This is a genomic window from Halobacillus litoralis, from assembly GCF_009856415.1.
GTDB classification, from domain to species: domain Bacteria; phylum Bacillota; class Bacilli; order Bacillales; family Halobacillaceae; genus Halobacillus; species Halobacillus litoralis_C.
In genome coordinates this window covers 260,356-286,409 of sequence record NZ_WMEZ01000003.1, presented here as the reverse complement: position 1 = coordinate 286,409, position 26,054 = coordinate 260,356, and the positions used below count along the sequence as shown (strand labels likewise).

General features: G+C 44.8%; 25 protein-coding genes. 18 read left to right on the top strand and 7 right to left on the bottom strand.

The window, feature by feature from the left end:
* Positions 1 to 10: 10 nt before the first annotated feature.
* Together GLV98_RS11175 and GLV98_RS11170 are read right to left on the bottom strand one after the other, a co-directional pair.
* Positions 11 to 1,444 carry an aldehyde dehydrogenase family protein gene (locus GLV98_RS11175; protein WP_160915113.1) on the bottom strand — a complete coding sequence of 478 codons (1,434 nt, stop codon included), beginning with the start codon at positions 1,442 to 1,444 and terminating at the stop codon, positions 11 to 13.
* Between the two features lie 9 nt (positions 1,445 to 1,453).
* On the bottom strand, positions 1,454 to 3,088 hold the full coding sequence (locus GLV98_RS11170; RefSeq protein ID WP_160915111.1) for an acetolactate synthase large subunit: 1,635 nt from the start codon (positions 3,086 to 3,088) through the stop codon (positions 1,454 to 1,456).
* A gap of 210 nt (positions 3,089 to 3,298) precedes the next feature.
* Between GLV98_RS11170 and GLV98_RS11165 the strand changes: the two genes are divergently transcribed.
* The 4 genes from GLV98_RS11165 to GLV98_RS11150 all read left to right on the top strand — a co-directional run bounded on the left by GLV98_RS11165 (position 3,299) and on the right by GLV98_RS11150 (position 8,872).
* Positions 3,299 to 4,774, top strand: a complete 1,476-nt coding sequence (locus GLV98_RS11165; RefSeq protein WP_160915109.1) for a PTS mannitol transporter subunit IICB — start codon at positions 3,299 to 3,301, stop codon at positions 4,772 to 4,774.
* A 407-nt stretch (positions 4,775 to 5,181) separates the two neighbouring features.
* On the top strand, positions 5,182 to 7,275 hold the full coding sequence (locus tag GLV98_RS11160) for a BglG family transcription antiterminator (protein WP_160915106.1): 2,094 nt from the start codon (positions 5,182 to 5,184) through the stop codon (positions 7,273 to 7,275).
* A gap of 12 nt (positions 7,276 to 7,287) precedes the next feature.
* Positions 7,288 to 7,725 carry a PTS sugar transporter subunit IIA gene (locus GLV98_RS11155; protein ID WP_160915104.1) on the top strand — a complete coding sequence of 146 codons (438 nt, stop codon included), beginning with the start codon at positions 7,288 to 7,290 and terminating at the stop codon, positions 7,723 to 7,725.
* 1 nt (position 7,726) lies between these two features.
* Positions 7,727 to 8,872 carry a mannitol-1-phosphate 5-dehydrogenase gene (locus GLV98_RS11150; protein WP_160915102.1) on the top strand — a complete coding sequence of 382 codons (1,146 nt, stop codon included), beginning with the start codon at positions 7,727 to 7,729 and terminating at the stop codon, positions 8,870 to 8,872.
* A gap of 174 nt (positions 8,873 to 9,046) precedes the next feature.
* Here GLV98_RS11150 and GLV98_RS11145 read toward each other — a convergent pair whose 3' ends face one another.
* Positions 9,047 to 9,790, bottom strand: a complete 744-nt coding sequence (locus GLV98_RS11145; RefSeq protein WP_160915100.1) for an IucA/IucC family C-terminal-domain containing protein — start codon at positions 9,788 to 9,790, stop codon at positions 9,047 to 9,049.
* Between the two features lie 212 nt (positions 9,791 to 10,002).
* Here GLV98_RS11145 and GLV98_RS11140 point away from each other — a divergent pair, with 212 nt between their 5' ends.
* From GLV98_RS11140 to GLV98_RS11120, 5 genes are all read left to right on the top strand, one after another.
* On the top strand, positions 10,003 to 11,835 hold the full coding sequence (locus tag GLV98_RS11140; protein WP_160915098.1) for an IucA/IucC family protein: 1,833 nt from the start codon (positions 10,003 to 10,005) through the stop codon (positions 11,833 to 11,835).
* Positions 11,816 to 13,747, top strand: a complete 1,932-nt coding sequence (locus GLV98_RS11135) for an IucA/IucC family protein (RefSeq protein WP_237417113.1) — start codon at positions 11,816 to 11,818, stop codon at positions 13,745 to 13,747. Before GLV98_RS11140 ends, GLV98_RS11135 begins: the two co-directional genes overlap by 20 nt.
* Positions 13,748 to 13,768: 21 nt before the next feature.
* The gene (locus GLV98_RS11130) at positions 13,769 to 14,941 is read left to right on the top strand and encodes a type III PLP-dependent enzyme (protein ID WP_160915096.1); all 1,173 of its coding nucleotides are present in this window, start codon (positions 13,769 to 13,771) and stop codon (positions 14,939 to 14,941) included.
* Positions 14,942 to 15,054: 113 nt separating this feature from the next.
* Positions 15,055 to 16,065, top strand: a complete 1,011-nt coding sequence (locus tag GLV98_RS11125; RefSeq protein ID WP_160915094.1) for a hypothetical protein — start codon at positions 15,055 to 15,057, stop codon at positions 16,063 to 16,065.
* A gap of 89 nt (positions 16,066 to 16,154) precedes the next feature.
* Positions 16,155 to 16,808: a lysozyme family protein gene (locus GLV98_RS11120; protein ID WP_337193745.1), complete on the top strand. Its 654-nt coding sequence runs from the start codon at positions 16,155 to 16,157 to the stop codon at positions 16,806 to 16,808.
* 40 nt (positions 16,809 to 16,848) lie between these two features.
* Here GLV98_RS11120 and GLV98_RS11115 read toward each other — a convergent pair whose 3' ends face one another.
* Both GLV98_RS11115 and GLV98_RS11110 read right to left on the bottom strand, forming a co-directional pair.
* Positions 16,849 to 17,262 carry a DUF3021 domain-containing protein gene (locus tag GLV98_RS11115; RefSeq protein ID WP_160915092.1) on the bottom strand — a complete coding sequence of 138 codons (414 nt, stop codon included), beginning with the start codon at positions 17,260 to 17,262 and terminating at the stop codon, positions 16,849 to 16,851.
* Positions 17,259 to 17,717, bottom strand: a complete 459-nt coding sequence (locus GLV98_RS11110) for a LytTR family DNA-binding domain-containing protein (protein ID WP_160915090.1) — start codon at positions 17,715 to 17,717, stop codon at positions 17,259 to 17,261. The genes GLV98_RS11115 and GLV98_RS11110 overlap by 4 nt, the downstream gene beginning before the upstream one ends.
* 205 nt (positions 17,718 to 17,922) lie before the next feature.
* On the opposite strand from GLV98_RS11110, the gene GLV98_RS11105 reads away from it, so the two are divergent.
* The 8 genes from GLV98_RS11105 (at position 17,923) to GLV98_RS19990 (ending at position 24,299) form a co-directional block, all read left to right on the top strand.
* The gene (locus GLV98_RS11105) at positions 17,923 to 18,810 is read left to right on the top strand and encodes a TIGR01777 family oxidoreductase (protein ID WP_160915088.1); all 888 of its coding nucleotides are present in this window, start codon (positions 17,923 to 17,925) and stop codon (positions 18,808 to 18,810) included.
* 329 nt (positions 18,811 to 19,139) lie between these two features.
* Positions 19,140 to 22,550 carry a hypothetical protein gene (locus tag GLV98_RS11100; RefSeq protein ID WP_160915086.1) on the top strand — a complete coding sequence of 1,137 codons (3,411 nt, stop codon included), beginning with the start codon at positions 19,140 to 19,142 and terminating at the stop codon, positions 22,548 to 22,550.
* Positions 22,551 to 22,565: 15 nt separating this feature from the next.
* Entirely contained in the window at positions 22,566 to 22,721 is a 156-nt protein-coding gene (locus GLV98_RS19995; RefSeq protein WP_202410017.1) for a hypothetical protein, read from the top strand.
* Between the two features lie 143 nt (positions 22,722 to 22,864).
* Positions 22,865 to 23,182, top strand: a complete 318-nt coding sequence (locus tag GLV98_RS11095) for a hypothetical protein (protein ID WP_160915084.1) — start codon at positions 22,865 to 22,867, stop codon at positions 23,180 to 23,182.
* A 109-nt stretch (positions 23,183 to 23,291) separates the two neighbouring features.
* On the top strand, positions 23,292 to 23,516 hold the full coding sequence (locus GLV98_RS11090) for a hypothetical protein (protein ID WP_160915082.1): 225 nt from the start codon (positions 23,292 to 23,294) through the stop codon (positions 23,514 to 23,516).
* A complete protein-coding gene (locus tag GLV98_RS11085) occupies positions 23,513 to 23,857 on the top strand; it encodes a VOC family protein (protein WP_160915080.1) in 345 nt (114 codons plus the stop codon). Before GLV98_RS11090 ends, GLV98_RS11085 begins: the two co-directional genes overlap by 4 nt.
* Before the next feature lie 75 nt (positions 23,858 to 23,932).
* Complete coding sequence (locus tag GLV98_RS11080) at positions 23,933 to 24,106, top strand: PspC domain-containing protein (protein ID WP_160915077.1); 174 nt, start codon at positions 23,933 to 23,935, stop codon at positions 24,104 to 24,106.
* A gap of 37 nt (positions 24,107 to 24,143) precedes the next feature.
* Positions 24,144 to 24,299: a hypothetical protein gene (locus GLV98_RS19990; RefSeq protein WP_202410016.1), complete on the top strand. Its 156-nt coding sequence runs from the start codon at positions 24,144 to 24,146 to the stop codon at positions 24,297 to 24,299.
* Positions 24,300 to 24,446: 147 nt separating this feature from the next.
* Here GLV98_RS19990 and GLV98_RS11075 read toward each other — a convergent pair whose 3' ends face one another.
* Together GLV98_RS11075 and GLV98_RS11070 are read right to left on the bottom strand one after the other, a co-directional pair.
* A complete protein-coding gene (locus GLV98_RS11075) occupies positions 24,447 to 24,707 on the bottom strand; it encodes a hypothetical protein (RefSeq protein WP_160915075.1) in 261 nt (86 codons plus the stop codon).
* Positions 24,704 to 25,060 (bottom strand): hypothetical protein, encoded by a 357-nt coding sequence (locus GLV98_RS11070; protein WP_160915073.1) that lies wholly within the window; start codon positions 25,058 to 25,060, stop codon positions 24,704 to 24,706. Before GLV98_RS11070 ends, GLV98_RS11075 begins: the two co-directional genes overlap by 4 nt.
* Before the next feature lie 351 nt (positions 25,061 to 25,411).
* Between GLV98_RS11070 and GLV98_RS11065 the strand changes: the two genes are divergently transcribed.
* Positions 25,412 to 25,933 (top strand): GNAT family N-acetyltransferase, encoded by a 522-nt coding sequence (locus tag GLV98_RS11065; protein WP_160915072.1) that lies wholly within the window; start codon positions 25,412 to 25,414, stop codon positions 25,931 to 25,933.
* The last annotated feature ends 121 nt before the right edge of the window (positions 25,934 to 26,054 follow it).

The window sequence follows — 26,054 nt, the reverse complement described above, 5'->3', positions numbered from 1 at the left end:
AGCAGTTTTTTTACCCATTCAGTCGTATGCCGTAAAACTTCAATTCCGTCATATCCTCAAGGGCATATTGGACGCCTTCCCGTCCAATGCCACTCTTCTTCACACCACCATACGGATGGTTGTCTTGACGGTAAGTGGACATTTCGTTAATCCAAACCCCGCCCATTTCCAATTGATCGGCCACACGAAAGGCGCGATTGATATCTCTTGTGAAAATGCCGGCCTGCAGTCCGTAAATGGAGTCATTGGACTGGTGGACGACCTGATTTTCTGATGAAAAAGGAATGACAGACACGATGGGCGCGAATACTTCTTCTGCAATAATTTTCATATCGCTTTTGACGTTTGTCATGATGGTCGGTTTTAATAAGGTCCCATCCCGTTCCCCGCCGGTTTCCACTTTCGCGCCATTGTCAACGGCATCATCAATCCACATCTTTGCGCGCTTCGCTTCATCTTCATTAATCATTGGTCCAAAGTCCGTGTCCTCGCTCATCGGATTACCGATCTTCAGTGCTTCTGTTTTCTCAATAAACGCTTTTAGAAAACGGTCGTAGATATTCTGGTGGACATAAATGCGCTGGGCCGAAATACAAACTTGGCCTGAAAAAGCGAAAGCGCCCTTGACTAAACTCGAAACCGCATAATCCAGGTCGGCATCTTCAAAAAGAATGTTCGGACTGTTTGAGCCAAGTTCAAGCGTCACTTTTTTGAATCCTGCATTCTCACGGATGATTCGCCCGACAGGCAGGCTTCCTGTAAATGTGACCTTATGGATTTTATCGTGCTTCACGAGTGGGTCGCCAATTTCCTTACCTGTACCGAGTAGAAAGTTAAGGGCGCCTTTTGGGAGTCCGGCCTCATGAAGAAGCTGGACGAGTTTATAAGCGGAAACCGGCGTTTTTTCCGCTGGTTTCAATACGATCGTGTTGCCCGCGGCAATGGCAGGCGCCACTTTATGCAGCGTTAAGTTTAAAGGGAAGTTGAACGGTGTGATCGCTGCCACAACGCCGAGCGGCACGCGCTTGGTGAACCCAATTCGGTTTTCCCCGCCAATTGCTGCATCCATCGGGATGACTTTCCCTTCGATGTGTTTCGCCTCTTCTGCCGCAAAACGGAGGACTTGGACTGAGCGCTGCACTTCACCCTGGCTGAATTGAAGGGGTTTCCCGGCTTCTTTGGTGATGGTTTCAGCGAACTCATCTTTACGTTCTTCTAATAGTTTCGATGCTTTTAAAAGAATGTCTGCCCGGTCATGCGCAGGCATTTTCTTCATGGTTTGATGAAATGTGTCGTAACTAATATCGATGGCTCTGTTCAAGTCCTCTTCATTGGCTAAGGCCAGCTCAGCAACCACTTCCTCGTTGTACGGATTTTTTACCGTGATGGTTTTCCGTGTGTCTTCCCGGTATTCTTCACCATTGATGATGGAGCCGATTTTCATGTGTTCACCTCATTCGCATGTGATATTTTTTAGTTTTTCCGTGAGCTTCATGTTTTCGCTGTAATCCACTGGGCAGTCAATTAACACAGGTTTGTTCATGGAAATTGCCTGGTCCAGCACTTTCTTTAGGTCCGTTGACTGCTCAACACGTAAGGCTTCCATGCCGAAAGATTCGGCCAATTTGATGAAGTCCGGGTTTCCGAATTCAATGTTGGAAGGACGCTTGAATTTTTTCATCTGATGCCATTCAATCAAGCCGTAGCCATCATCTCTCCAAAGGAGAATGATGATCGGTAAATTCAGTCGGACCGCGGTTTCAAGCTCTGCTCCTGTCATAAGAAAAGAGCCATCCCCACAAACAGCGACCACATTCCGATCAGGAGCGGCCATTTTAGCTGCAATCGCACCAGGAACCGCTACTCCCATGGAAGCGAGCCCGTTCGAGATGAGGCAGGTGTTCGGATTGGATGTATGATACATGCGGGCCATCCACATTTTGTGGGCACCGACATCTGAGATCACGATGTCATCATCGGCCATGGCATTTCTCAAATCCGCAATGATTTTTTGCGGTTTAAGCGGGAAGGCCTCATCCTGTTGATACTGATCATACTCATCGAGGATGTTTTTACGGATCGCTGTAGACCAGTCCAGGTTTCTTTCTTTTGCAGGTACTGCTTCTATTAATTGTTTCAAATTCTCTTTGATATTTCCGATGACGTTCAAGGCTACCGGATAATAAGCGTCTATTTCAGCTTCTTCTGTATCGATATGCAAAATGGATGTCTCACCGGTCGGGTTCCAGTTTTGAGGTGGCGTTTCGGCCATATCAAAACCAATCGGGATGATTAAATCAGCTTGTTGAAAACCACAGGTGATATGATCTTTCCCACTCAGTCCTGCCGTTAGGAGGCTTAGTTTGTGCTTCCAGGACAAAGCGCCTTTCCCCATAAACGAGTGGACGACGGGGATGTTCGCTTTTTCTGCTAACGCTTGGAGCTCGTCTGTTGCTTGCTCTCGAGTGATACCGTTTCCTGCTAAAATCAGAGGTTTTTCTGCCTTGGAAAGCAGATCAACCGCATCTCGAATGACTTTTTCGTCGGCTTGGGGGAGCGAGCGTCCGGTGATTGGAAGGGGCTGGGCCGTCACTTCCATGCTCGCCACATCTTCCGGAAGATCAATATGGGTCGCTCCCGGTTTTTCCTGCATCGCTAACTGATACGCTTTTCTTACGACTTCAGGAACAATCTCGCCTGTCTTAATTTGAGCGTTCCACTTCGTTACAGGTGCGTAAATGTCCACGAGATCATAGTACTGGTGGGAAATTTTATGCTGGCGGTTCAGTCCGGCCTGCCCCGTAATCGCGATCAGCGGGCAATGGTCCATATTCGCATTGGCTACACCGGTTAAAAGGTTAGTCGCTCCTGGTCCGAGTGTGGCCAGACAGACTCCCGGCTTACCCGTCAGTCTTCCGTAGGTGCCGGCCATAAAAGCAGCACTCGTTTCGTGACGCGTCGTAATGAATTCGATGGATGAGTCCAGAAGAGCATCCATAACATCGATGTTTTCTTCTCCTGGAACACCGAAGATATATTCGACGCCTTCGTTTTCTAAGCATTTGATTAAAAGTTGCGCAACGTTCATTTCTTTTCCTCCTTATTTGGCTTATTTTGCGTTATAAAGCGCCAACTTATGAAAAAACGATTCCTATTTAGCAAGGTTCGAAGGGCCTATTTTAGATTTGTCACGTCGCGTTTGACAAAGCTGCATTTAGATTGTCTTGAGAACAGGGGTGTAACCGCTTTACTATAAAAGTACAGAAAAAGAGAACAAACGAGACGAGGAGGAAATCTCATGAGTGAGAAAAAACAAACAGGTGCAAGAGCTCGTGTTCAGCGGTTCGGAAGCTTTTTGAGCGGAATGATCATGCCGAACATCGGAGCATTTATTGCATGGGGTATAATCACGGCTTTATTTATTCCAGATGGATACATTCCTAATGAAGATTTAGCAGAAATGGTCGGTCCGATGATCACCTACTTGCTGCCACTACTGATCGGTTTTACAGGTGGACGTTTGGTTCACGGACTTCGTGGAGGAGTCGTCGGTGCGACGGCTACGATGGGTGTCATCGTAGGAGCGGACATTCCGATGTTCCTTGGCGCGATGCTGATTGGTCCACTTGGCGGTCTGGCCATCAAATGGGTAGATAAACTTTTTGAAGGTAAAATTAAGTCTGGATTTGAAATGTTAATCAACAACTTTTCTGCTGGTATCGTGGGAGCGATCCTTGCGATTGTCGGTTATTATATCATCGGTCCAATTATGTCAGGGCTGACGAACATTTTAGGTTCTGCCGTTGAAGCGTTAGTAAATGCGGGATTACTGCCGCTGGTTAACATCTTCATAGAACCGGCAAAAGTCTTATTCTTGAACAATGCGATCAACCACGGAATTCTAAGTCCGATTGCTGTGGATCAGACACAGGAATTAGGAAAATCGATTCTATTCTTACTTGAAACAAACCCGGGTCCTGGATTAGGAATTCTATTGGCATTCAGTATCTTTGGAAAAGGAATTTCGCGCCAGACAGCACCAGGAGCTGCCATCATTCACTTCTTTGGTGGTATTCATGAAATTTACTTCCCGTACATCTTGTCTAAGCCGTCCTTGATTTTAGCAGCCATTGCTGGGGGTGTAACTGGAACAACAACATTCGTTGCTTTCGGTGTTGGTTTAACGGCGACACCTTCTCCGGGAAGTATTGTCGCGCTTATGCCATTGACAGCTAGAGGGGATCACCTTGGTGTGATTGCAGGTGTTCTTCTTGCGACACTGGCATCATTCATCGTCGCTTCCTTGATTCTTAAATTCAGTAAAAATGATGAGGAAGAAAATTTGAACGAAGCTACAGCTAAAATGGAAGAAATGAAAGGGAAGAAGAGCTCTGTTTCTGGACAGTTGAATTCTCAACAAGAAGAGCAAAAAGAAGAGGCGAATGAAGAGGTTTCAGATAGAGACACAGACGTCGTTCCTTCCGTAGACCGCAGCAATGTCGATAAAATCATTTTCGCTTGTGATGCGGGTATGGGATCCAGTGCGATGGGAGCGTCTCTCCTTAAGAACAAGTTCAAGAAAGCAGGAATTCAAATTGACGTGACGAACATGGCGATCAATGATCTGCCAAGTGACGTAGACATCGTCATTACCCACAAAGACTTGACGGAACGTGCGATCCAAAGGGTACCAAATGCTCACCACATCTCTGTTGATAATTTCTTGAACAGTCCGAAGTATGATGAACTCGTAAACGAACTTAAATCTGAATAAGTCCCTCAGAGGCCTGATCACTTTGATCAGGCCTCTGTTTATCTGATAATGATAAAAGTTAAAAAGTCACCGATAAATGACTAAAAGCTACTGATAGGAGTTCCAAAGTCACTGATAAATCATGAAAACTCACTGATAAATGTCCCGCAGCCACTGATAACTTAAAGAGCCTATAATCTTATAGCTCCCAATGAAGTTACGGGCTTCCCAATGTAAAGAGAGCGTGAGCCTCCACCGTCACACAAGGATGGCGCGGTTCTGCCACAAGGAGTGGTTATTAAATTTTGTCACGAATCGTGTGACGAAGATGACTTTTCTAATCATTGAAAACCCTTACGATGCAACATATCATAGAAGTATAGAAACAATAGTTATTAAATCTTGTCCTTGAAGGAGGTGGATCGGGGATGTATGTGACGGGCCGTGAAAGGAAGATCTTAGATCGCCTGCTTGGTCAGGAAGATCCAGTGACGGTGAAACAATTGGCCAAAGAACTCGATATCAGCACAAGAACAGTGCATCGGGATTTGAAAGGGATGGAAGATATCCTGGCCGCAAGGGAGTTGTCATTCGAGAAAGAATCTGGGGGGGTCCTTTTGGTGAAAGGGCCTGTGGATCAGAAGAAAATGCTGAAAATGGAGTTAAGACAGCAAGCCTCGGTGGATTATACGCCGGAAGAGAGACATGTGTTGATCTTATCTAAGCTTTTGGAAACTCGTGGACCTGTCAAGCTGGTGGCGATTGCGAATGATCTCGGTGTCACGGTCGCAACCATCAGTCATGACCTCGATAAGATTGAAGAACACCTCAAGGACTTTCAGTTGAAGCTTGTTAGAAAAAGAGGCTATGGCGTCGAAGTGGTTGGCGAAGAATCAGGGATCCGAGAAGCCATCAGCCAATTAATTATGACCCATATGAACGAGCTTGATTTTTTCTCCATGGTGAGGCAGAACATCCAGGAAGGGAATAAAGCGGTTGAAGATTCTTTATCCGGACAGCTACTGGATATCGTAAATAAAGAAACGCTTGCGCTTATCGAACACCACGTGGATGAGTTGCGGAAGGATTTATCGTATCCTCTGGCAGATAGTGCTTACATCGCGTTGGTCGTGCATCTTGCTTTAGCGATTGAGCGTATGCAGCAAGGGGAAAAGATTCATATCGATGAAACACAGCTGGAAAAGCTTCGATCTACGAAAGAGTATTCTTTTGCGGAAGGTTTGATCGATCAATTAGCTGATGCGTTTCAACTCTCTATACCAGAAGCCGAAACTGGTTATATTACGATGCATTTGATGGGGGCGAAAGCGAGGTACAATCGTGATACTCTGCTTGAAGAATCAAGTATGAGCATCGCTTTTAAAGCGAAACAGCTGATCGCTAAAGTTTCCCGGCGTGTAGGGATGGATTTCAACGAGTATGACCGATTATTGAATGATCTTGTGGTTCACTTGAAACCTAGTGTTTACCGTTTGCAGCATAACATGGATATCGAAAACTCATTTACTGATCAAATGGAGGAAGATTATCCAGTTTTGTTCGAAGAAGTGAAAAAATCGCTTCAGGAAGTCTTTCCAGGGTTGGATTTTCCGCGTGAAGAGACGGCTTTTATCGTCATGCATTTTGCATCTGCGCTTCTCAACATGGAAGGTGTGGCCGGAATCAACGTGCTTGTCGTTTGTTCCAGCGGGATTGGCACAGCCAAAATACTGGCGGCCAAATTGCAAAAGAAATTCAATGAAATTGAACAAATTGAACATCATTCGCTGTTTGACCTTAAGGGTATGGATACATCCCACTACGACTTGATTGTATCCACCATTCGTCTAGTTGATGTAGAAGGATACGTACAGGTGAGTCCTGTCTTACCTAAAAAGGATATTCACAAAATCGAACATGCAATTAGAAGGGTACGTGTGACAAAGCAGATGAAGAAGCCGGTTACGGAACCGAAGGGTGGAGAGGCTCAGACTTTTCAAGCCATTCAAGAGAAAATCGGAGCTTATGGACGTTATGCTCGTAGCATAAGTAAGGTTCTTGACCACCTGCTTGTGACGAATATAGAGGCTGCTCATGTGGATGGTGCCCTGGGGCAAGCCGTTCAACATATGAAAGAGTCCGGAGCCGTTTCTGAAGTGAACCCTATCGTTGATCATTTGCTGGAACGGGAAAAAATCGGCGGCCTAGGAATCCCGGAGACCAGCCTTGCTCTTTATCATGCGAGAAGTGCTTCCATCGACCAACCTTCCTTTTCTGTCCATATTCTGAATGAACCTCTAAAAGTAGAGGGAATGGACGGAGAAGAGATGCCCATGAAGACGATGCTAATCATGCTCGCACCTGAAGCACCAAGTCAAGAAGGGCTGGAAACGTTGAGTTATATCAGTTCTCTCATTATTGAAGATGAAGAGTGTACGTCGATTTTAGAGTCAGAAAATGAAGAAAAAATCCTTCGCTTTATAGCGAACAAGCTTTATACATTTTTAAAATCTAAAGGATAAGGGAGTTTTACTATGTCTACAAACATTTTGAAAAAAGAAAACATCGAATTGAACAAGAGCCTGGCAACAAAAGAAGAGGCGATCCGCTATGTTGGTGGAATTTTAAACGAACAAGGGTATGTGGATGAAGCTTATATTGAAGAAATGCTGAAGCGTGAGGAAATTACGTCTACATTCATGGGGAACTTCGTAGCTATTCCTCATGGGACGGAGGATGCGAAGAAATCTGTTAATGAAACGGGCATCTCTGTTGTTACTGTACCGGAAGGGGTCGATTTCGGAGACGGAAACATTGTGAAGCTGCTTATCGGTATTGCAGGTAAAGGGAATGAGCATTTAGAAATCCTTTCTCAGATTGCGATCGTTTGTTCTGAAGAGGAGAATGTTGAAAAGTTGATTGAAGCGGAAACGAAGGAAGAAGTTCTTCAGACGTTCAGCGAGGTGGAGTAAGATGAGAGCTGTTCATTTCGGTGCAGGAAATATAGGACGAGGGTTCATCGGTGCGCTTCTCGATCAGTCCGGCTATGAGACGGTTTTTGTCGATGTCAATGAAGCGTTGATACACCTATTGAATGAACGCAAACAGTACCAAGTGAAACTAGCTGGCGACGATTCTACCATCGAAGTTAAGAATGTGAGCGGATTGAATAGTATGAAACAGGCACAAGAGGTGGTGGAAGCGATCGCTCATGCGGATCTTGTTACGACCGCTGTTGGACCTAACATTCTTCCCGTCATTGCAAAGCTTTTGTCGGAAGGGTTAGAAAAACGTATGATGGATCAAGCGGGACCTATAAATGTCATTGCATGTGAAAACATGATTGGTGGGTCGGAAGCTTTGAAACAGCATGTGCTTGAAAATATGGAGGAGTCCTTGCACGATCAGCTGGAAGATTCGATTGGTTTTCCGAATGCGGCGGTGGACAGAATCGTCCCTGATCAGCACAATGAAGATCCTTTGACAGTTAAAGTGGAGCCCTATTATGAATGGGTAGTAGAAACGACTGCCATCAAAGGAGAACAGCCGGAAGTGGAAGGAATCACCTATGTGGAGGACCTCACTCCTTATATCGAACGGAAGTTGTTCACTGTCAATACGGGCCATGCAGCGACAGCCTACCTTGGAAGTTATTATGGTCATTCAACGATCAAAGATGCGATGGATGATTATAGAGTCAAGGAGAAGGTGGAAGGCGCATTACGAGAAACGGGAGCTGTACTGATTGAGAAGTATGGGTTCGGCAAGGAACAGCATAGGGCTTATATTGACCAGATCATTAACCGTTTCTTGAACCCGGACTTGTCGGATGAAGTTACCCGTGTAGGCCGTGCTCCAATCCGTAAGCTTGGACCGAAAGATCGTCTTGTAAGGCCAGCTGTAGAATATTTAGAACGAGTGAAAGAGGATCCGCAACATTTAGTAGAGGTCATTGCCGTTGCACTGAGCTACAAAAATGAAGCAGACCCTGAAGCTAGTCAGCTGCAGGGTAAAGTCTCAGACCAAGGCCCTACCGCTGCATTTAAGGATATCTCAGGGCTAAGTGATGATTCCCGTTTAGTCCAACTGGTAGAAAAAAAGTATAAAGAAATGAACTAACCTATGAAAATCCCCACAGGAAACGCCTGTGGGGATTTTCATTATTTATATAGAAAGACTGTAGATGAGTGTGAAGTTGTGGAAAATATTGGTGTACCAGGTCATACATATTATCCCAGTTATTTTTCCAACTACGCATAAAAATAAGCCCTGAGCTTTTGGTGAGCTCGGGCTTTATTTGATGCGGTCGTCACGTTCTTCATCTGGGATGAGAGGGCATGTGGGGCAGCATTTGGCTTTGTCTGCGTCATGAAGCATGTATTTCATGCAGCAGTGCCGTCTGACATACGTTTCTTTTCCGTTGTCCGCCTGGTAGAAGCGGAATTTGAAATGTAATGGGTTCCGCTTGTTCTCCTTGAAGAGTTCATGGGTGGTGAACCAGCGGAAGACGGTTTCTGTCCATTCATCTGCTTGGTCTTTCACAAGCGTGCCTTTCCGTTGATGAAGGTTGTGAGAGACGATGGAGCGCATGTGTGTCGTCTTGCACTTGGACACTTGTGCGACGGTTTGAAACAATGGTTGTAAGTGCTGAGTAATGAACGTATGAATATACTCTTTTACTTTCTCTTCTGGTAAGTCCGCGATTTTGTGAACAGCAGACTCGTCTACAATATAATTCATTGCATTTTTCTCTTTCAGTTCGATACTAATCATTTCAGGGCCTGCATCAATGACGACTCCATGGTTAACCATCGTCTCGAACAACCCCATCGTGAGGACGGAATACATCTTTCCGAACAATAAACCAGTGATGGCAAGATTAGGGGCGTCCAGTTGATCTTTTTGAATCTCCAACAATTCCTTCATTGCTTTTTTATTTTGGATGAGATCATCGACTTTGTAATGAGAACGGTCCTTGTACTCAGAACCAACAAAGATGCGATGATCGTTCTGAATTTGTTCAAATACTCGTTTCATATCGATGTCTCCCGTTTGTAAGCTTTATTTTTGCTGATAACTGTTTTCAATTATAAAATAAAACCAATCATACAACAACTTTAGAAGCATAATGGACATGGACTTGGGAGTAAGCTAAGGCTATGAACACAAGTAGGTCCGATTATCATTCATTGTTTTAGGGAATAGGCAGATTTACAATACAACATTATTCCTCCACGGAGGTGAACGCAGTGGAAGCCAAGAATCTAATACAAAAGAAATTACCTGGTGATCAATCATCATTTTTAGAACATGTGAAAAGAGCAGACACCCTTACGTTACATCAACTGATTCAAGCGATTTTTCGGGAGCGTGTCGTTTCCCATGAATGGAGGAACCGAGGGAATACGCTGGTCCTCTTCGTAAAAGATGGAGCACTTCACGTACCCATTTCTACTCTTTACATATTCCAACACATCGATATTAATGGAGACATCCTCTTTGTGGATCTAGAAAATAACCAATCACTGGTCGATAAAACCGAAACTTGTTTAGAATTGCTTTTCCCGGGAAATAATCGGTCTGATTTTTATAAAGAAGTTCTCAACAGTGTGACGAACTTGGCACTAGCTCTTACAGTAGCGGAGCATAGAAGAAGACAAATCGAAAACCTGGCGGAAGATGCGTTCTCTTATGCAGCTTCTCTGAAAAGCCCGCTGACTTTTTTCGAGCAGTGGGTCATCCAGGGGCATACCATTCACCCATGCAGCCGAACAAGAATGGGCCTGACGCCTGAAGATGTCGCCCGGTATGCACCGGAATGGCAAGGGAAACCGGACGTCCTGCCACTGCTCGTTCATAAAGAGCGATATCATATGACTTCAAAAAATGGTGAAAGCACGAAGTCCGTCCTTTTGCAAGAATACCCGCAGTTGAAAAATGCATTCCAACACGTCTGTCAAACAAATGAATTAGTTGCGGAAGACTATGAAATCATTCCGATCCACCCATGGCAGTGGGAACATACCATTACAAGATATTATAAGGATGACTTGAAAGAAAAATTACTACTTCCGATCAATGAAGTCACAATCCCGACCTCAGCACTGATTTCGTTCCGGTCCCTTGCGCCACTGGACGATCGGTCTAAACATCACATCAAAACTGCTGTCAACGTACAGATGACTAGCGCGGTTCGAACAGTTTCAGCGGCATCGACAAAAAACGGTCCGACCTTATCCCGACTCTTGCAAACCATTTTCAGTCGTGATGAGGGTCTATCACAATCCCTTTCCGTCATGGGAGAGGAGGTCGGTATTCATTATAAACCAGCGGAAGAAGAGAACCGGAATTTCCTGCAGAAGAATGCGGCGGCGATTTTACGTGAAAACCCAGAGCGTGACCTGGAAAAAGAAGAAGTGGCAGTTCCGGCGGCTTCTCTGCTTGCGCCTTCACCATTTTCAAGGAAGCTGATCGTAGAAGAACTGGCTGCAGCCTATCCTTCACATGAAGCATTCATCCATGACTATGCGAAGACCGTGCTGCCCGGTATACTTACCTTGCTTACAAAATACGGGATTAGCATGGAAGCTCACCTCCAAAATTGTGTGGTCATTTTTGAAAAAGGGAAGCCGAAAAAGGCAGTGCTCCGAGATTACGGAGGTATTCGGATCATGAACGAACGCTTAGAACAGTATTTCGATCAACAGCCGATCGATCCAAGTACAAATCTACTAACGAAAGATCGGTCTGAGTTGCTGGATGTGTTCTCCCATGCGCTTTTCCATAATCATCTAGGGGAGATCATCGTTGCACTGGCTAGACGAACATCTGTGAAAGAAGAAAAGATGTGGAGTGAAGTTGAGCAGGTGATCCGCGAAACGTATGAACAAATGAAAGAGGATAAACAAATTCCAACAAAAGACTTGCTCGACAAAGAGGAGATTCTTACGAAACCGACGAAGATGAAGGCTCTCGTGAAAATGCGTTTGACCGATCAATATACCGATAATCTCTATGTTGAAATTCCTCATCCTTTTGCCAAAAGAAAAGAGGTGAAACAAAATGATCCTGCCTTTAACTGAACGTATGAGGTCGCGGAATCCTGGTTTGCAAAAAGAAGAAGATCAGGCATTTCAATTCCTGAAAAGCGTTCACTCTGCTGATGTCGCCCGTTTTTGGGCCCGTCGCGCTGAATCAAGAAAAGGCATCCTATTGAAGCTCGCGAATTCCATCATTCGCGAAAACATTGATGATCTTTATTCCGGCGGGACCATAATGGATGGTAGTGATGCTTATTTACGTAGAATAATGATTGAAAGTGGAGACTCTCATTTACAGAAAGAGCGTACGTATTTGCTGGTTCAAAAGCAGGGGAACAAAATCTTATTTCCGGTTATCAATAAATCGGCGTTCCGCTTCGTAGAAGTGGATGTCCCTTTGCTGGTGGAAGGACAGAGGGTTCGCTCTGTATGTTCCGCGGCAGAGCTTGTATTTCTTTTGTTTAATAAAGAAGACTATCCAAACCGGGACACATTTGTGCAGGAGTTGAACAATGGAACGGCAAATCTTGCGCTCGCCCTAACTTTTCATGAGGGATGGGAGCAAACGGTGCTTACAGAAGCGGCTGACCTTGATGTGGAAACCTCCATCGACTACGTATTGAAAAAAGGGGCAGACGCCCATTTATTTTTTGAACAGCTTGTCGTTGAAGGACACCATCTTCATCCTGGTGCCAAGACGAAAATTGGTTTGACCTATGAAGATACGTTCCGTTACTCACCGGAATTTCATCAGACGTTTCCCATCCGCCTGGCAGCCGTGAAAAAGTCATTGGTATGGAGTACAGGAGCAACGTTCGAATCCAGTTTTCCAGAAAGCGCTGAGGCAGGCAACAAGGAGTTAAAGGATCGTGGATACGAAGAGAGTCTGTACACGATCTTGCCTGTTCATCCCTGGCAGTTCGAACATGCGATCCCTGAGATTTATCAAAAGGAAATCGAAAATGAAGAAGTGATCTTGTTATCTTCAAAGCCGATAAATGCTGAGGCGACATCTTCGTTCCGGACGGTAGCTCCTAAAAGGAAAGAAGCGCCAGTGTTGAAGCTTGCTGTGAACAGCCAGATGACGTCGACCGTCCGTTCAATCTCTACACAGACAGCGATGAATTCCACCGTTTTCTCCCAAATGATCCGGGAAATCAAAGATAGAGAGCCACAGTTGCGTTCCTTTGTCCCCTTAAACGAATGGGGCGGGGCTGCTTTCCACTCTGAGGAGCGGTTAAAAAGCCGTAATCTGACGATGTTAATCCGGGAATCTCTCCACCCACATTTGGAAAACGGAGAAGTGGCCGTTGCTGGAATGAGTTTGTACGCCAGGTCTCCGATCAGTGGTTTGACGATTCTTCATGAGCTTGTCCAGGAGTTTCAGACGAATAATCACTTCACTCGGACACGGGCGGCCAAAGAGTTTTTCTGCCATTATATCCAAAAGGTGCTCCCGGGTTATATGACGATGATGGTCAAGTATGGAGTGGCATTGGAAGGCCATCTCCAGAACAGCCTTCCTGTGTTCAAAAATGGACGATTGACCCGTTTCTTTTTCCGGGACTGGGGAGGAGCGAGGGTTTATGCAGAACGCCTTCGGAAACAAGGGATTTCTCCAAAGTTCGCCGCTGATTCCGTCAGTGTGACGAATGACCGCTCTTCGATGCACAACAAGTTGTATTACACCGTCTTTCAAAACCATTTAGGAGAAATCATCCGTCAGCTTGTACAATATTCCGGACTGCCGGAAAAGACTTTTTGGGTGGAAGTCAAAAAAGTGGTAAAGGAAGAGTTGGATCGATTGTCCCTGGTGGATGATTTGGCCGGCCAGGTGGCTGAGGATCGAACGTTTCTATTCCAGCCCACGGTCATGCATAAGTCATTGACCCAAATGAGACTGAGCAATAGTAAAGGGGATGCCTACACGGAAGTGCCAAACCCTTTAGCTTGAAGAAAGTGTGAGGATATAGCCATGAGAATCGAACAATATATTGAAAATAAAAAACGAAAGCAAGATGGGCCGATTTGTGCTTATCTATATGATTTAGGTCAGTTGCGAAATCATGTGAGAATCATAAAAAGCAGTCTCCCGGCTTTTTGCCGGCTTTTTTATGCGGTGAAAGCGAATCCTGATCCGCGCATTCTAGGAACTCTCGCCCCGCTAGTCGATGGATTTGAAGTTGCCTCAGGTGGGGAATTGGAGAAGGTTAAAAGTCCTGTGCTGTTCGGAGCTCCCGCAAAAAAACAGGTGGAAATAGAGAAGGCGATCGATGCTGGAGTAGAAGCCATGAACATTGAAAGTTTCCATGACTTAAACCGCATCGAATGGCTATCCAAACAAAAAGAGGTCGTTACTCCGATCATGATCCGCGTCAATTTGAGTCGTGATGTTCCTGAAAGTCATCATATGATGTCCGGCGTTCCGACTCAATTCGGTGTGGATGAACGTGACGTACCGATGATCATACAAAAAGCGCAGCAGATGAGTCATGTGAGTGTAGAAGGATTTCACTTCCATGCCATGTCCAACAACCTAAAGGCTGAGGCACACCTGCAATTTGTGTCCATGTGTTTGGAAAAAGCGAAAAGTTGGAGGGACCGTTTCGGATTGGACATCCGGACGGTCGATGTTGGAGGGGGCATCGGCATCAATTATTGGAACCCGGAAGATAAGTTTGATTGGGACACGTTCGCTTCCGGCCTTCATAAACTGGAGCCCCAAATGGACGGACTGACTTTAGTGCTGGAACTTGGAAGGTTCATGACGGCAGCTTCAGGATCGTACGTGACCGAAGTCATCGATGTCAAAGCCAACCATGATCATCATTTTGCCCTCATCCGGGGAGGAACGCACCACCTCAGGCTGCCTGCTGCTTGGAAAATGAGTCACCCTTTCCGTATTCATCCAGTCGAAGAATGGGAGCTCCCTTACGAAAGACCAGGTGTGACAAAGGCGGAAGTGACCATTGCCGGGGAGCTGTGTACGCCGAATGATGTGCTTGTGAAAAGTGAATATGTGGAAGAACTAAGGGCTGGGGATGTTGTGATTTTTGATTATGCTGGAGCTTATGCGTGGACGATCTCGCATCATGAATTTTTGAGCCATCCCGAACCGGAATTTATCTACTTAGATGAAAAACATTAGATGAAAAGCATTTAGCCGTCACTTTTTGTGACGGCTTTTTGTTGCTCTTCTTTCCATATTCGATCAATCGACTTACAATAGATAAATGTCGTTTGATAGAAAGGTAGAAAGATATGATATACGAAGAGAAAAAAATCGTGAATCCGGCCGCCGGTGCCATCGTCATGGCCATCGGTATCTTTCTTTATGGGGCTTGGCAGCAATTTTTCACTAATGGAGCTGTGGTTTCTGTTTTTTATCTGCTGCTGACTCTCATCATTTATCTTCTGCTCATCAGGCAAAGTCTGCAAAAAGGGTTTTGGAAGCCGTTCTTATCCAACCCTGTCAACTCCTTTGTCATAGGTTCCTGGGTGGCAGGTTTGTCTGTATCCGCCCAAGTAATCCTGGAGAATTTAGAGCGATTACAATTATTGGCTGTTATTGTAACGGTTTTGAATACAGGCCTTTGGTTATTCTTTTTGTTCCTATGTCTTTACAACTTCAAAAAGCTGTGGCACCGTCCAACATCTCATCATAGCCATGGGGGCATTCTGCTCTCCACGGTGTCTACCCAGTCGCTGGTTATAGTGTGGTCCAAACTTTTTCCTGAAATTCCTGAAGTTTTGATCGAAAGTGTGATCATCATAGGGATTCTGTTTTATTTAAACAGTTCAGCTCTTCTCATCATTCGTTACAGGAAAACAGCGTGGTCCATAACAGAAGATTGGACGAATACCAATTGCATTTTGCATGGGGCCTTGTCAATTACGGGGCTGGCCACAGTTACTGCAGGCGTTTTCCCTTCTTCATTTGTCACATTCATCTGGTGGTGCGCTACAGTCATTCTTTTCCTAGTCGAAGGAATGGAACTAGTAAGGGCCTACCAACGTGTGAGAAAACTCGGGTGGAATCAAGGTGTGTTCACATACCATGTGAGTCAATGGTCGAGGAATTTTACGTTTGGGATGTTTTATGCGTTTACAATGGTTATGCTGGAGAGTCCAGCATACACATCCGTCTATTCCGGTTTCCAGCAATGGTTTCTATATATGTGGGGATGGGTCGTAGCGGTCACCCTGATTTATGAAATGATTTTATGGATCTATTCCTTTTATGAAAGTAGTTTTGAAATCACCTCTTCCTGAATCGGCTCTTTTCATGCAAGTTCAAAGCCATTTGACTTGGAACATGATAAGATATTGATAGAATCTAGTCGAAGAAAGGGGGAGAAGGGGTGGCGAAAAAGAATCATAGAAACAAAGGCCGCTCATGGGGAACCTTCCTTCTCCCCCTCTTTCTGCTCGGACTCGTTTTTTTCACGATGAAAAGTCAGTTGGGGGACGGAATCATGAGCAGCTGGACAACGGTCGAAGAAAAAGAACCGTCCCTTCCCCAGCAGGTCCTCCAGTATGAAGATGAAGTCAAAACATACGCAGAAGAGGAAGGCATCGGTGAATACAAGGATATCTTGCTAGCTTTGATGATGCAGGAGTCTGGTGGGCGTGGGGACGATCCAATGCAGGCGTCAGAATCTCATTGTGGGGAAGTCGGCTGTATTGAAAATCCTGAGCAGTCCATCGAACAGGGGGTGGCTTATTTCGCAAAAACGTTGGAACAGTCCGATGGGGATGTGAAACTAGCGCTTCAATCGTATAATTTTGGTTCAGGGTTCATTGATTTTGTGATGAATAATGGCGGGGAATATACGCAGGAATTGGCTATCGAATTTTCATCAATGAAATATGAAGAATTAAAACATACAGGGAAATACAGCTGTATTCGTGAAGAAGCCGAACAGTATGATGCTTGTTACGGAGATATTTATTATGTCGATGCTGTGCTCGACCATTATGAAGAAGATGGGGAGCTGCTTGCTACTTCTTCCTGATTGAAAAGACTCGAACCCATCCATAGGTTCGAGTCTTTTTTTATGGGAGTTGATTCAGTTCTTCATTCAACTTCCTCGATTCGGACCTGAAATAAAGGTAGAAGCCGATCCATATGAAGAAGTAAATGAGCAAGAACGACAGGATCGACAGCAAGGAGGTCGTCAGTTGAAAAGGAATCCATCCAATGCCGAAGCTGATGATGAAATAGAGCAGAGAGACCGTGATGAAATGTAAAAGGGTTTGCTGCCATAGTTTGAGTCCAGTCATCTCAAAATACAAAGGCGTGACAGAGAAAAACCAGCCGCAGAACATACTGCCAAGCGAATTTCGGATAAAGGCATTACCCGAAAGTGTTTGCACATCTCCGAACCAAATAACTGCGAAAGTCATGAGAATCGCGAGAAAGGCACCAAAGAAAATGCCGACCATGCTTCTGAATAGAAATGTTTTCATTTTTCTTTCCTCCTGTTCATTTTTAACGTGTTTTTAATTTCTTTTACATAATGCCTGGATGCGTATTCTTTGCTGCCGGAATGAAAATGAACGACCAGTGTGCCATGGAAAGAGGGCTCAAAGTGACTGATTTTGTACAAATTGGCGAGGACGGATTTCGAAATGCGGATGAACTGGTGTGAAGGCAGTGTGTCTTGCAGCTCATAAAGCTTTTCTTTTAATTTGTAGGGTCCATCCTTATGAGCGGCATGGACGATTTCTCTTTCTGTGTAGAAATAATCCATGTCTATGGGCTTGAGGAGATGCTGACGATCCTCTTTATCTCCGATCAACAAGTCTTGTTTTTCTTCCTCCAATGCATCCAGGATTTTTCTAATGGATGGATCCACCTTCTTACACTCTACGGTCACCTTCGTTTCTTCGTACGTTTCATTGATATCCACAATCAGTTTCATTTTCCCTCTGCCTCCCTGTCTGTCTTTCTATTGTCAGTATAGACGTGAAGGGAATTTCTGTCATCGACCTGGAGGTACGTGGCAGGCAGGTAGAGGTCAGTGGTGTCCTGGTCCAGGTCACTTGCATTGGAAAATTGTACAAATAAATAGGGACTCCTTAGAATGGATAGAAGAGGAGTGTACGTTAGGAAGGGAGTTTTTTGTTATGAAAAAAGTAGTCCTTGCTGGGGGAACCGGGTTTATAGGAGAACATTTTCAAAAGAGATTCAAGGATCTTGGATATGAAGTGAACGTCATCTCCAGAAGTCAAGGGTACATCCATTGGGAGGATCGAGCGGGTATCATAAAGGCGCTTGAAAAAGCGGACCTGCTCATTAATCTTGCAGGAAAGTCAGTCAACTGCCGCTATAACGCTAAAAACAAAAATGAGATTATGATATCTAGAGTCTTAACAACGAATATCCTTGGAGAAGCGGTTCAGAAATGCGATCATCCACCAGAAGTTTGGCTGAACTCAAGTACGGCTACCATCTATCGTCACGCGGAGGATCGTCCGATGACGGAAGAAAAAGGAGAAATTGGGAATGGATTTTCCGTGGATGTAGCTACGAATTGGGAAGACCATTTCTTCGCCTTCCAAACCCCGAATACGCGAAAAGCCGCTCTCCGTACAGCCATTGTGTTAGGAGAAGAAGGCGGTGTGATGACCCCCTATAAAAACTTGGTTAGATTCGGACTTGGAGGGCCTCAGGGTTCTGGAAAGCAGATGTTCAGTTGGATTCATGTGGAAGACCTCTTCCGGATCTGCTTATTTTTAAAAGAGAATCCAGAGTTAGAAGGAGTCTTCAACTGTGCAGCGCCGAATCCAGTCACCAACGAAGAACTTATGCGCCTTCTTCGGGAAAAGTCAGACCGTTCTTTTGGGCTGCCTGCACCAAAGTGGATGCTTGAAATCGGTTCGGCTATCATTCGAACGGAAACCGAGCTTGTATTGAAAAGCAGGTGGGTGATTCCACAAAGACTAGAGGAAGAGGGATTTACTTTTCAATATCCGGTGCTTGATCAAACCTTGGGGGAAATCATAAGCAAATAGACTTGGCGAATATGTTACTATGTAATTACAAAAAATGTAAGTGAATGGGGTGGAATGGAGTTTCAGCAAAAGGGAATTCGAAAATCTTTTCAGAATCAACATATGAAGTCCCTGAACCTTCCAAAATAGTAGCGATGGTATTAGATGGAGAATGGACTCCTAAATAGTATTTGGTTGAAATAAGGTAGTGGTTGCTCCCGAAGCGAGCAACCTTCTTTTTTGGGAGGCTTTGGCTGTTAAAAGAGTTTGAAAATTGGTGGAAAAATGTTGAAAATATACATGTTTAGGTGTAAAATTACACTAAATAAGCAATCAGGGGAGGGGAAGAAGTGGGCGCATTATCCAAGGAAGAGAAACAGAAGGTATTTCGGGAACAGTTGAATCACCTGAAGGAGAATGGGTACATAACAGATCAAGAGTTCTCGAGACTGATGCAGGCACAGGGGGCGTATCTGGCAGACTATGAATCTCCAGAGACTAGCCAAGGTATAGAAAAGGAAGAGGTTCAACCCGAATCCGTCCGGCAGCCAAAGCCGGCACCAAAACCGAAGCCTGTCAAAAAGAAAAAAGCACGAACGCCAGAACAAATCCGCGAACGCAACATCACGTGGACGCTCATCTTGGGCGTATCCATCCTGTTGATCACAGGTTTAATTGTGGCGACGAGTCAGTGGGACCAGATGGGAGCGGCGACAAAGGTCGTTTCAATCTCCTGTGTGTCACTCTTTTTCTTCGCTTTAAGCTATGGGACCGGCCGTTTCTTGAAGATCAAACAGACCGCGTTCGCATTCTTAACACTTGGAAGTCTGCTCATTCCGATCATCATTGTCGCCATCGGTTACTTTGAGCTTTTCGGTACCTATTTATCTCTGAATGGTGAAGGAAGGCACCTGCTTGGCTTGATGGGGACGGCGATTCCGCTTCCACTATATGTGAGGCATGTGTTCGTCCATCGTTCGCGCCTTTATGTATGGATTTCGCTCTTGTTTCTATCGCTGTCCATAGGGTTCATGCTTGGAGCGCTTCCGTTATCCCTTGATGCCTTTTACCTTGGATTGATGTTGTACAATGCCGGATTGCTTGTTGCATATATCCGGTTAAGAAATAAGAATCAACTTCAGCTATTCATCAAAGAGTTGCCATTATTCGCCCAGTTGAATCTCGTCATTTCCACCTTGTTGATGCTGTTTTTCTTTGAAAATGAAGTATTTTATAGTTTCAACCTGCTGCTGACAGCCAGTGTCTATATGGCGATGGTTTTTGTTTACAAAACGAAAGAATATCAGTTTGTCTTTTCTGTGATGCTCGTGTATGCCGTGTATCAACTCGTTGACAATACGCCGTTATATGCCGTGGATTCACTTGTGTACGCGCTTGTCGGCCTCCTTTATCTTGGGTTTGCGTACGCGTTCAGGAACCATACGTTCATTGAAAAGGTTTTCCGATGGACGAGCGGAATTGTCTCCTTTTTGACGTTCATTTATATCACCTATGAAAGCATTCTGATCAAGGAGCAAAGCAGCTCATGGCTCTTGCTTGCTGCTTATGTTGTGATCATGGTCCATTATATTGTCTTATCTAATGTGACGAACCATACGATTTTCATGTATTTAGCTCCTGTGTTCTTTTTTGTTAGTTCGGCCCAGCTATGGGATTTGATACAGACAGGTCCCTGGTTCTTCTTCTTGTTCACAGCGGCTTCACTGCTTTTCCTATACGGAGGAATCTGGACAAAAGTCAAGTGGCTGCAGGTTTTGAAGGATAGCAACCTTTACACATCCTTATTTATGCTGACGGGGTGTTTATATTTCGCGCTTTATGACCTGCAATACGGGTATAGTGCCGTCATGCTGCTCATCGTCAGTCTGCTTTCTTATTTTGTGAAAAAGAGTGCTGCCCATGCCGATCTGAAGCATACGGCAGTTTGGGTGCTTCCATCTGGATTGGTGGCTGCTTCTGCCATCTTTTATCAAAAGTTTCTTGAATGGGTTCCTGCCTACAGTGAAGGGTATTCGATTTCATTTCATATGGCTTTGACAGGCGTTCTTCTCCTCGGTCTCCACTATGGATGGAAAAAGGCCGAAGAAGGCGACTTTCAGATGTCGACGTTTTATATCGCTCAGGGCACCTACGTGGCTGCCATGCTGATCCTGCTCGTAGATGACGGCGTGGACCCGATGGTTGTCCGGCCGCTTTTGTTACTTGCAGGCATCGGGATGATGTACCTGCTTGTCCGTTATTCACAAAAGACGTACTACTGGAGTTTTGTATCTGTCGCGTCCCTCGCTTTTTATACATCATTGATCGAGCCATTGCGTATCGATTCATTTTCTAATGTATTGATGTATATGATCTTCGCTCCTGTACTCTTGATTGTCATTGGAGAATGGGGAGAAAAGAAATCAAAAGGGATGCGTCCACACTTCTATTTGCTGGGACATATCGTTCAGCCATTCCTTGTCCTTCTCGTTCTATTGGATCAGCTCGGAACAGAGAATGTTCACCCGATCCTATTGTTGATTCCCTTAGCGGTTTACGTCTTCAGTGCTTTGAAAGCAGGAAGAGAGTCTGGAACAAAAACCATGCTGTATGCTGCCCTGACGACGGGGTATTTCCTTGTTGTTACGCTTCCGAAAGAGCTTGGGTGGGATGAAATTCCTTATGAATATGCATTTTTGGCCAGCAGTTTTTTGTATGCGGTGCTCTGGTTCTTCGTCTCTGCCGAGTGGAAAAAGCGTATCGAGTGGTACATCATTCCATTTTCCATTTTAGGTCTGTTCGTCGTGATCAGCGATGTTCCTTTTGAGGCGGATGGTGAATGGCTGCTCGTGATCGCCTACACCATTTTCAACCTTTTCTTCCTGCATCAGAGGCCATGGCCGCTCGTCCGTTTCGTCCCATTGATCCTGACCTTCGCGTTATGGGAAAAGCTGCGGGTGTTTTGGACCGATATGGACATGAGCGTGGTGCTGGCTTTGGGAATCGTCATTCTTCTTGGGGCAGGAAAGCTTTTGGAAAAAAGATTGATCGGACCAGGGATCAATGTTGATGCCTACACATGGACGGCACTCCTGTACATTGGTTACTTGAATTTGTACACCTTGTGGGATGAAAGTGTCTGGATTCGCATTCTTCCAGTAGTGTTGCTAAGCTTATGGTTTTATCTTGGTGGAAAGAAGTGGAACGAAAATTTTCTTCGAAACGTCTTTTATACAGGTGCGGCAGCCAGTTTGTACGGGGCTTATTTAATGATTGTTGCAGCACACAATGAATACATCCCTGATTTAATCATGGCAGAAATTCAGACGCTGCCGGTTTTACTTGTCCTTGCGTTTCTCAGGAAAAACATCTGGTCTGCGTCTGCAGAGACGATGAATTACGTTCAGTTCGCTGCCTTGCTTTTCATTTCAGGCTATCTTGTCCTTGATGCGATTCAGAGCCACACGATCTGGGATGCCTGGATTATCGGCGGCTTATCGCTCGCTTCGATGGTTGCCGGCATGCAGTTCAGGATCAAATCGTACTTCCTTGTCGGGATGGGCGTGCTCATTTTCAACATCATCTATCAGACACGTCCGTACTGGGGCAACGTTCCTTGGTGGGTCTACCTCCTGATTGCCGGGCTCGTGTTAATCGGGATTGCGAGCTACAATGAATGGCAGAAACAACGCTCGGAATCAGAAAAGCCTGTGGAACAGAAGTGGAAGAAACTTTGGAGATCATTTAAGAAATGGCAGTAGAGAAGGAGTCTTTGCATGAACTTTATTTTACGCACTTTAAAAAACATGGCCCTCGATTTCATCTCCATGATTAAAGGGTTCGCTTATGGATTTATCATGGTCGGATTATTTATAGGGCTTCTCGGCGGAGTCCTCTATGGTGTGCTGTACTTGAGAAATCTTTTTCTGTAAGGGATATGATAAAAGAACTGTTTATGGTTTGCTAGCTAAACTGTTGACTTGATGGGGGGCTGAAGGGTCTTTATTCTTTCAGCAGATATTCACCTTCCTGGGCGCTTTGCATAAAATGTGAGGAGTCGAAGGAGGGTGTCAAGGTGAACAATACAGGGAATCCACAGATGCAGGGAAGTGGCAGCCAGCCTCAAAATGTCCATGACTTCTGTAGACAAAACCTTTACCAAATGGTCATGATTGAAATGGCTGATGGGCAGACACATACAGGGCTGTTGCACAGCTATGATCAAAATCAAATGAACCTACTTCTGCCCACAAGCCAGCAGGGGCAGAATAGGAGCGTCAACCAGGAAGACAGTCGCCTTTTTTTCCCATTCTTTGGACCATTTGGGCTGTTCGGCTTTCCATTTTGGGGGATCCGCAGATGGTGGCCATATTACTATCCATATTGGTGGTAAACACCGGGAAAGTCACTGAAAAGATTCAGTGGCTTTTTTTGTTCTGTCCGGCCATTTTTGTGATACGATGAGTCAAAGGAATCATTTACCATAAGAGAGTGGGGATGGGATGAAAGAAAACCTGACGTTTGCCTGGATTGCTTCATGGTTCGCCCTTGTGGGGCAACTCCTCTTTTTTATTGCGGTCGCTTTATTTACAGGAGAGTGGCGATATGTCATGTGGAGTTTATTAGTCAGTTTGAGTGTCGGAGTCCCCAATATGATTCGGACGTGGCAGGCGCAGAAAAAGGCCGATGCAAGGAAAATATATGGGCAGGGGGAAGGTTCGGTATGATTGAAAAGATTGATACGATGTGTCTGGCAGTAAAGGACGTAGAAAAAGCCGGTACATGGTATGAGGAAAAGCTGGGGTTTACCGTTTCTTTTAAAGGGGATGGCTACCGGGTGCTGTCCATCGGCGATCATCCGGTGCCCTTGACCATTGAAGAGGAAGAAAACGTGGAGTCATCGAGTCGGAGCTATCCAATCTTTTTCACTAAGGATTTGGATGAAACATATGACCAGTTGAAAGAGAAAGAAGTAAACGTCGGGAACAAGTATAAAGACGCAGAAAACTATTATTTCGATTTCTATGATTTAGATGGGAACCGTCTTCAAGTTTGTTGTTATGATTAAGACGATGAGACTTCATTCCTTTTAAAGGAATGAGTAGTTCTATAGACTTTTTCGAGGTACGAGGGGGCATGAAAAATGAAAAGGTCCGTGACGAACCATTCCCTGCATGGGGTTTGTGCAGGTATGGCTCACCGTGTTGGTCTTTATCCTATGGCTATTCGACTCTTGTTTATTTTTACAATTCCGTTCTCCATCTTCCTTTACATCCTTCTTGCCAATACGATGGAGGCTGACCGTCCTTCCCTATAGGTGTTTATTTACATGAGAAATTTATGGAGGGATAACATTGATAAAATTCTTTTTTCTATTGTCATCGATCATTGTTCCTGTATCTTTATTAATTGACCAGGCGGCAGCAGGGGTGCTTGCATCTTTGTTGTTCTTACTTACAGGTGCTTATTTCAGCAAGCCGCGTTTTCGTAAGTACACAAATGAGTCCTAACATCACCCTTGTTAGAAGTGAATGTATTAACACTATAGTTGGGGTATGGGCGAGTGAAAAGCCTTTCAGAAATTGTCTGAACACACTTTATTGAATGATAACTCCGTTTTCTAATCCCCAATGAGTCTCCTTGTCTAATGATCCTTGTTAATGGATCTGTCCTTTGACCGTAATGGAGTCTCCTCTCTCCAAATTCAAGTCTAATGATTCTCCCTCGAGGTTCCGGGTTTCCACGACAAAGGTGTAGGGCAGCATCTCTGTGCTGTTACTTTCGATATTCAACCAATTCACTCCATTGTAAGAGTCTCCTGCATCAACGACGAGAAAGTCAGGAAACGTTTGGACGAGCGTGCCTTTCCATGTCACCTCTTTTTGATACATGAACCTTGTGAACTTATCAGACTTCAATGAATCCCCCAGGTTGTAAAAATGGGTGACGGTCTCTTTGAATCATTAAATGCCTCATCACGGAATTGCCGGACAAAAGATTGTTGTTCTGCAGAGTTGAAATAGCCTCTATAGAGTCCATCCAGGGGCTTTTTTGCTTCAAGGACGGCTTGGAAGCTATCTTTTTGTGCCATCTGGCCAAGGAACATGAGGACGATATTTTCATGGACAAGGGCGAACGGATGATCTTTGAGGTCCTTTGTTCCTTCAGCGGTTTCATATACGATGATGTCGATATCTCCTATGGAGTTGCCGTTCACGAATTGCTCGTGTTCCTGGACGTTATCCGGTAAAGGTTCTTTCTCTCCTTCCAACAGGTTCGATTCATGGAGCCATTGGTAGACGTTGTCAGCGGTATAGGCCTGGCTGTTCTCTTCATTCTTTTTTTCTGAGCATTCTTATTGGTTGATTCATTCATGCAAGCGGTGAGAACGGGGAGAAGCGTGAGGACTATGAGTATTGTTTTCCGCACACTTGAACTCCTGATGTTCAAGCTCATCTCATTGTAAACCAATGAATCTATGCTTGAAAGGGCTTGGATATGTTTTAATAGAAGAACAAGGATTAGATAGAGACTCCCATATATAGAGAAAACATTCCGAAAACTATAGCATGGGAAATTTGACGGATGCATGAGTAAGGTTATGTAGAAGGGGGAAGCAGTCATGGGAGTTACATTTGAAAAACTGACAGAGCCAACGGATGAAATCGCATCGGCCTATCACCGGTGGGAGAACGATCCTGCGCTCATCCCCATGGTTCGACCAAATCCGGATCAGGACGCATTGGAGAAAAGGTATGAAGTGACGGCGGAAAATTTGAAACAGCGATTGAAGAACCATGAGATTTTCCTCATTTATATGAATGGTGAACTTGTTGGAGAAATGAATTACATGGTCAACCCCGGTCATTTACATAGGAAAGAACAAGATACAGCCTGGATTGGAATTACCGTTGGTGAGGCAGCTGGTCGGGGGAAAGGCATCGGATTGGAAGCCATTCTTTATTTGGAAGACCGGATTAAAGAGGCAGGCTTAGACCGGGTTGAGCTTGGGGTGTTCGAATTTAATGAGAAGGCACAGAAGCTGTACAAGAAGCTCGGGTATGAAGAGATTGCCAGGATTCCTGATTTCACGTATTGGAACGGAAGCAAGTGGGCGGACATCCGGATGGAGAAATTCTTGTGAATGACATGAAACACAGAAGTTTAATAGAGAAAAAATAAAACGGAATGTGGATGGGCAGAAAGTCGAAAAACTCTTATAATAGAAGTAGTGAAGTTTGTTAACGATTATATAGGAAGAAAAG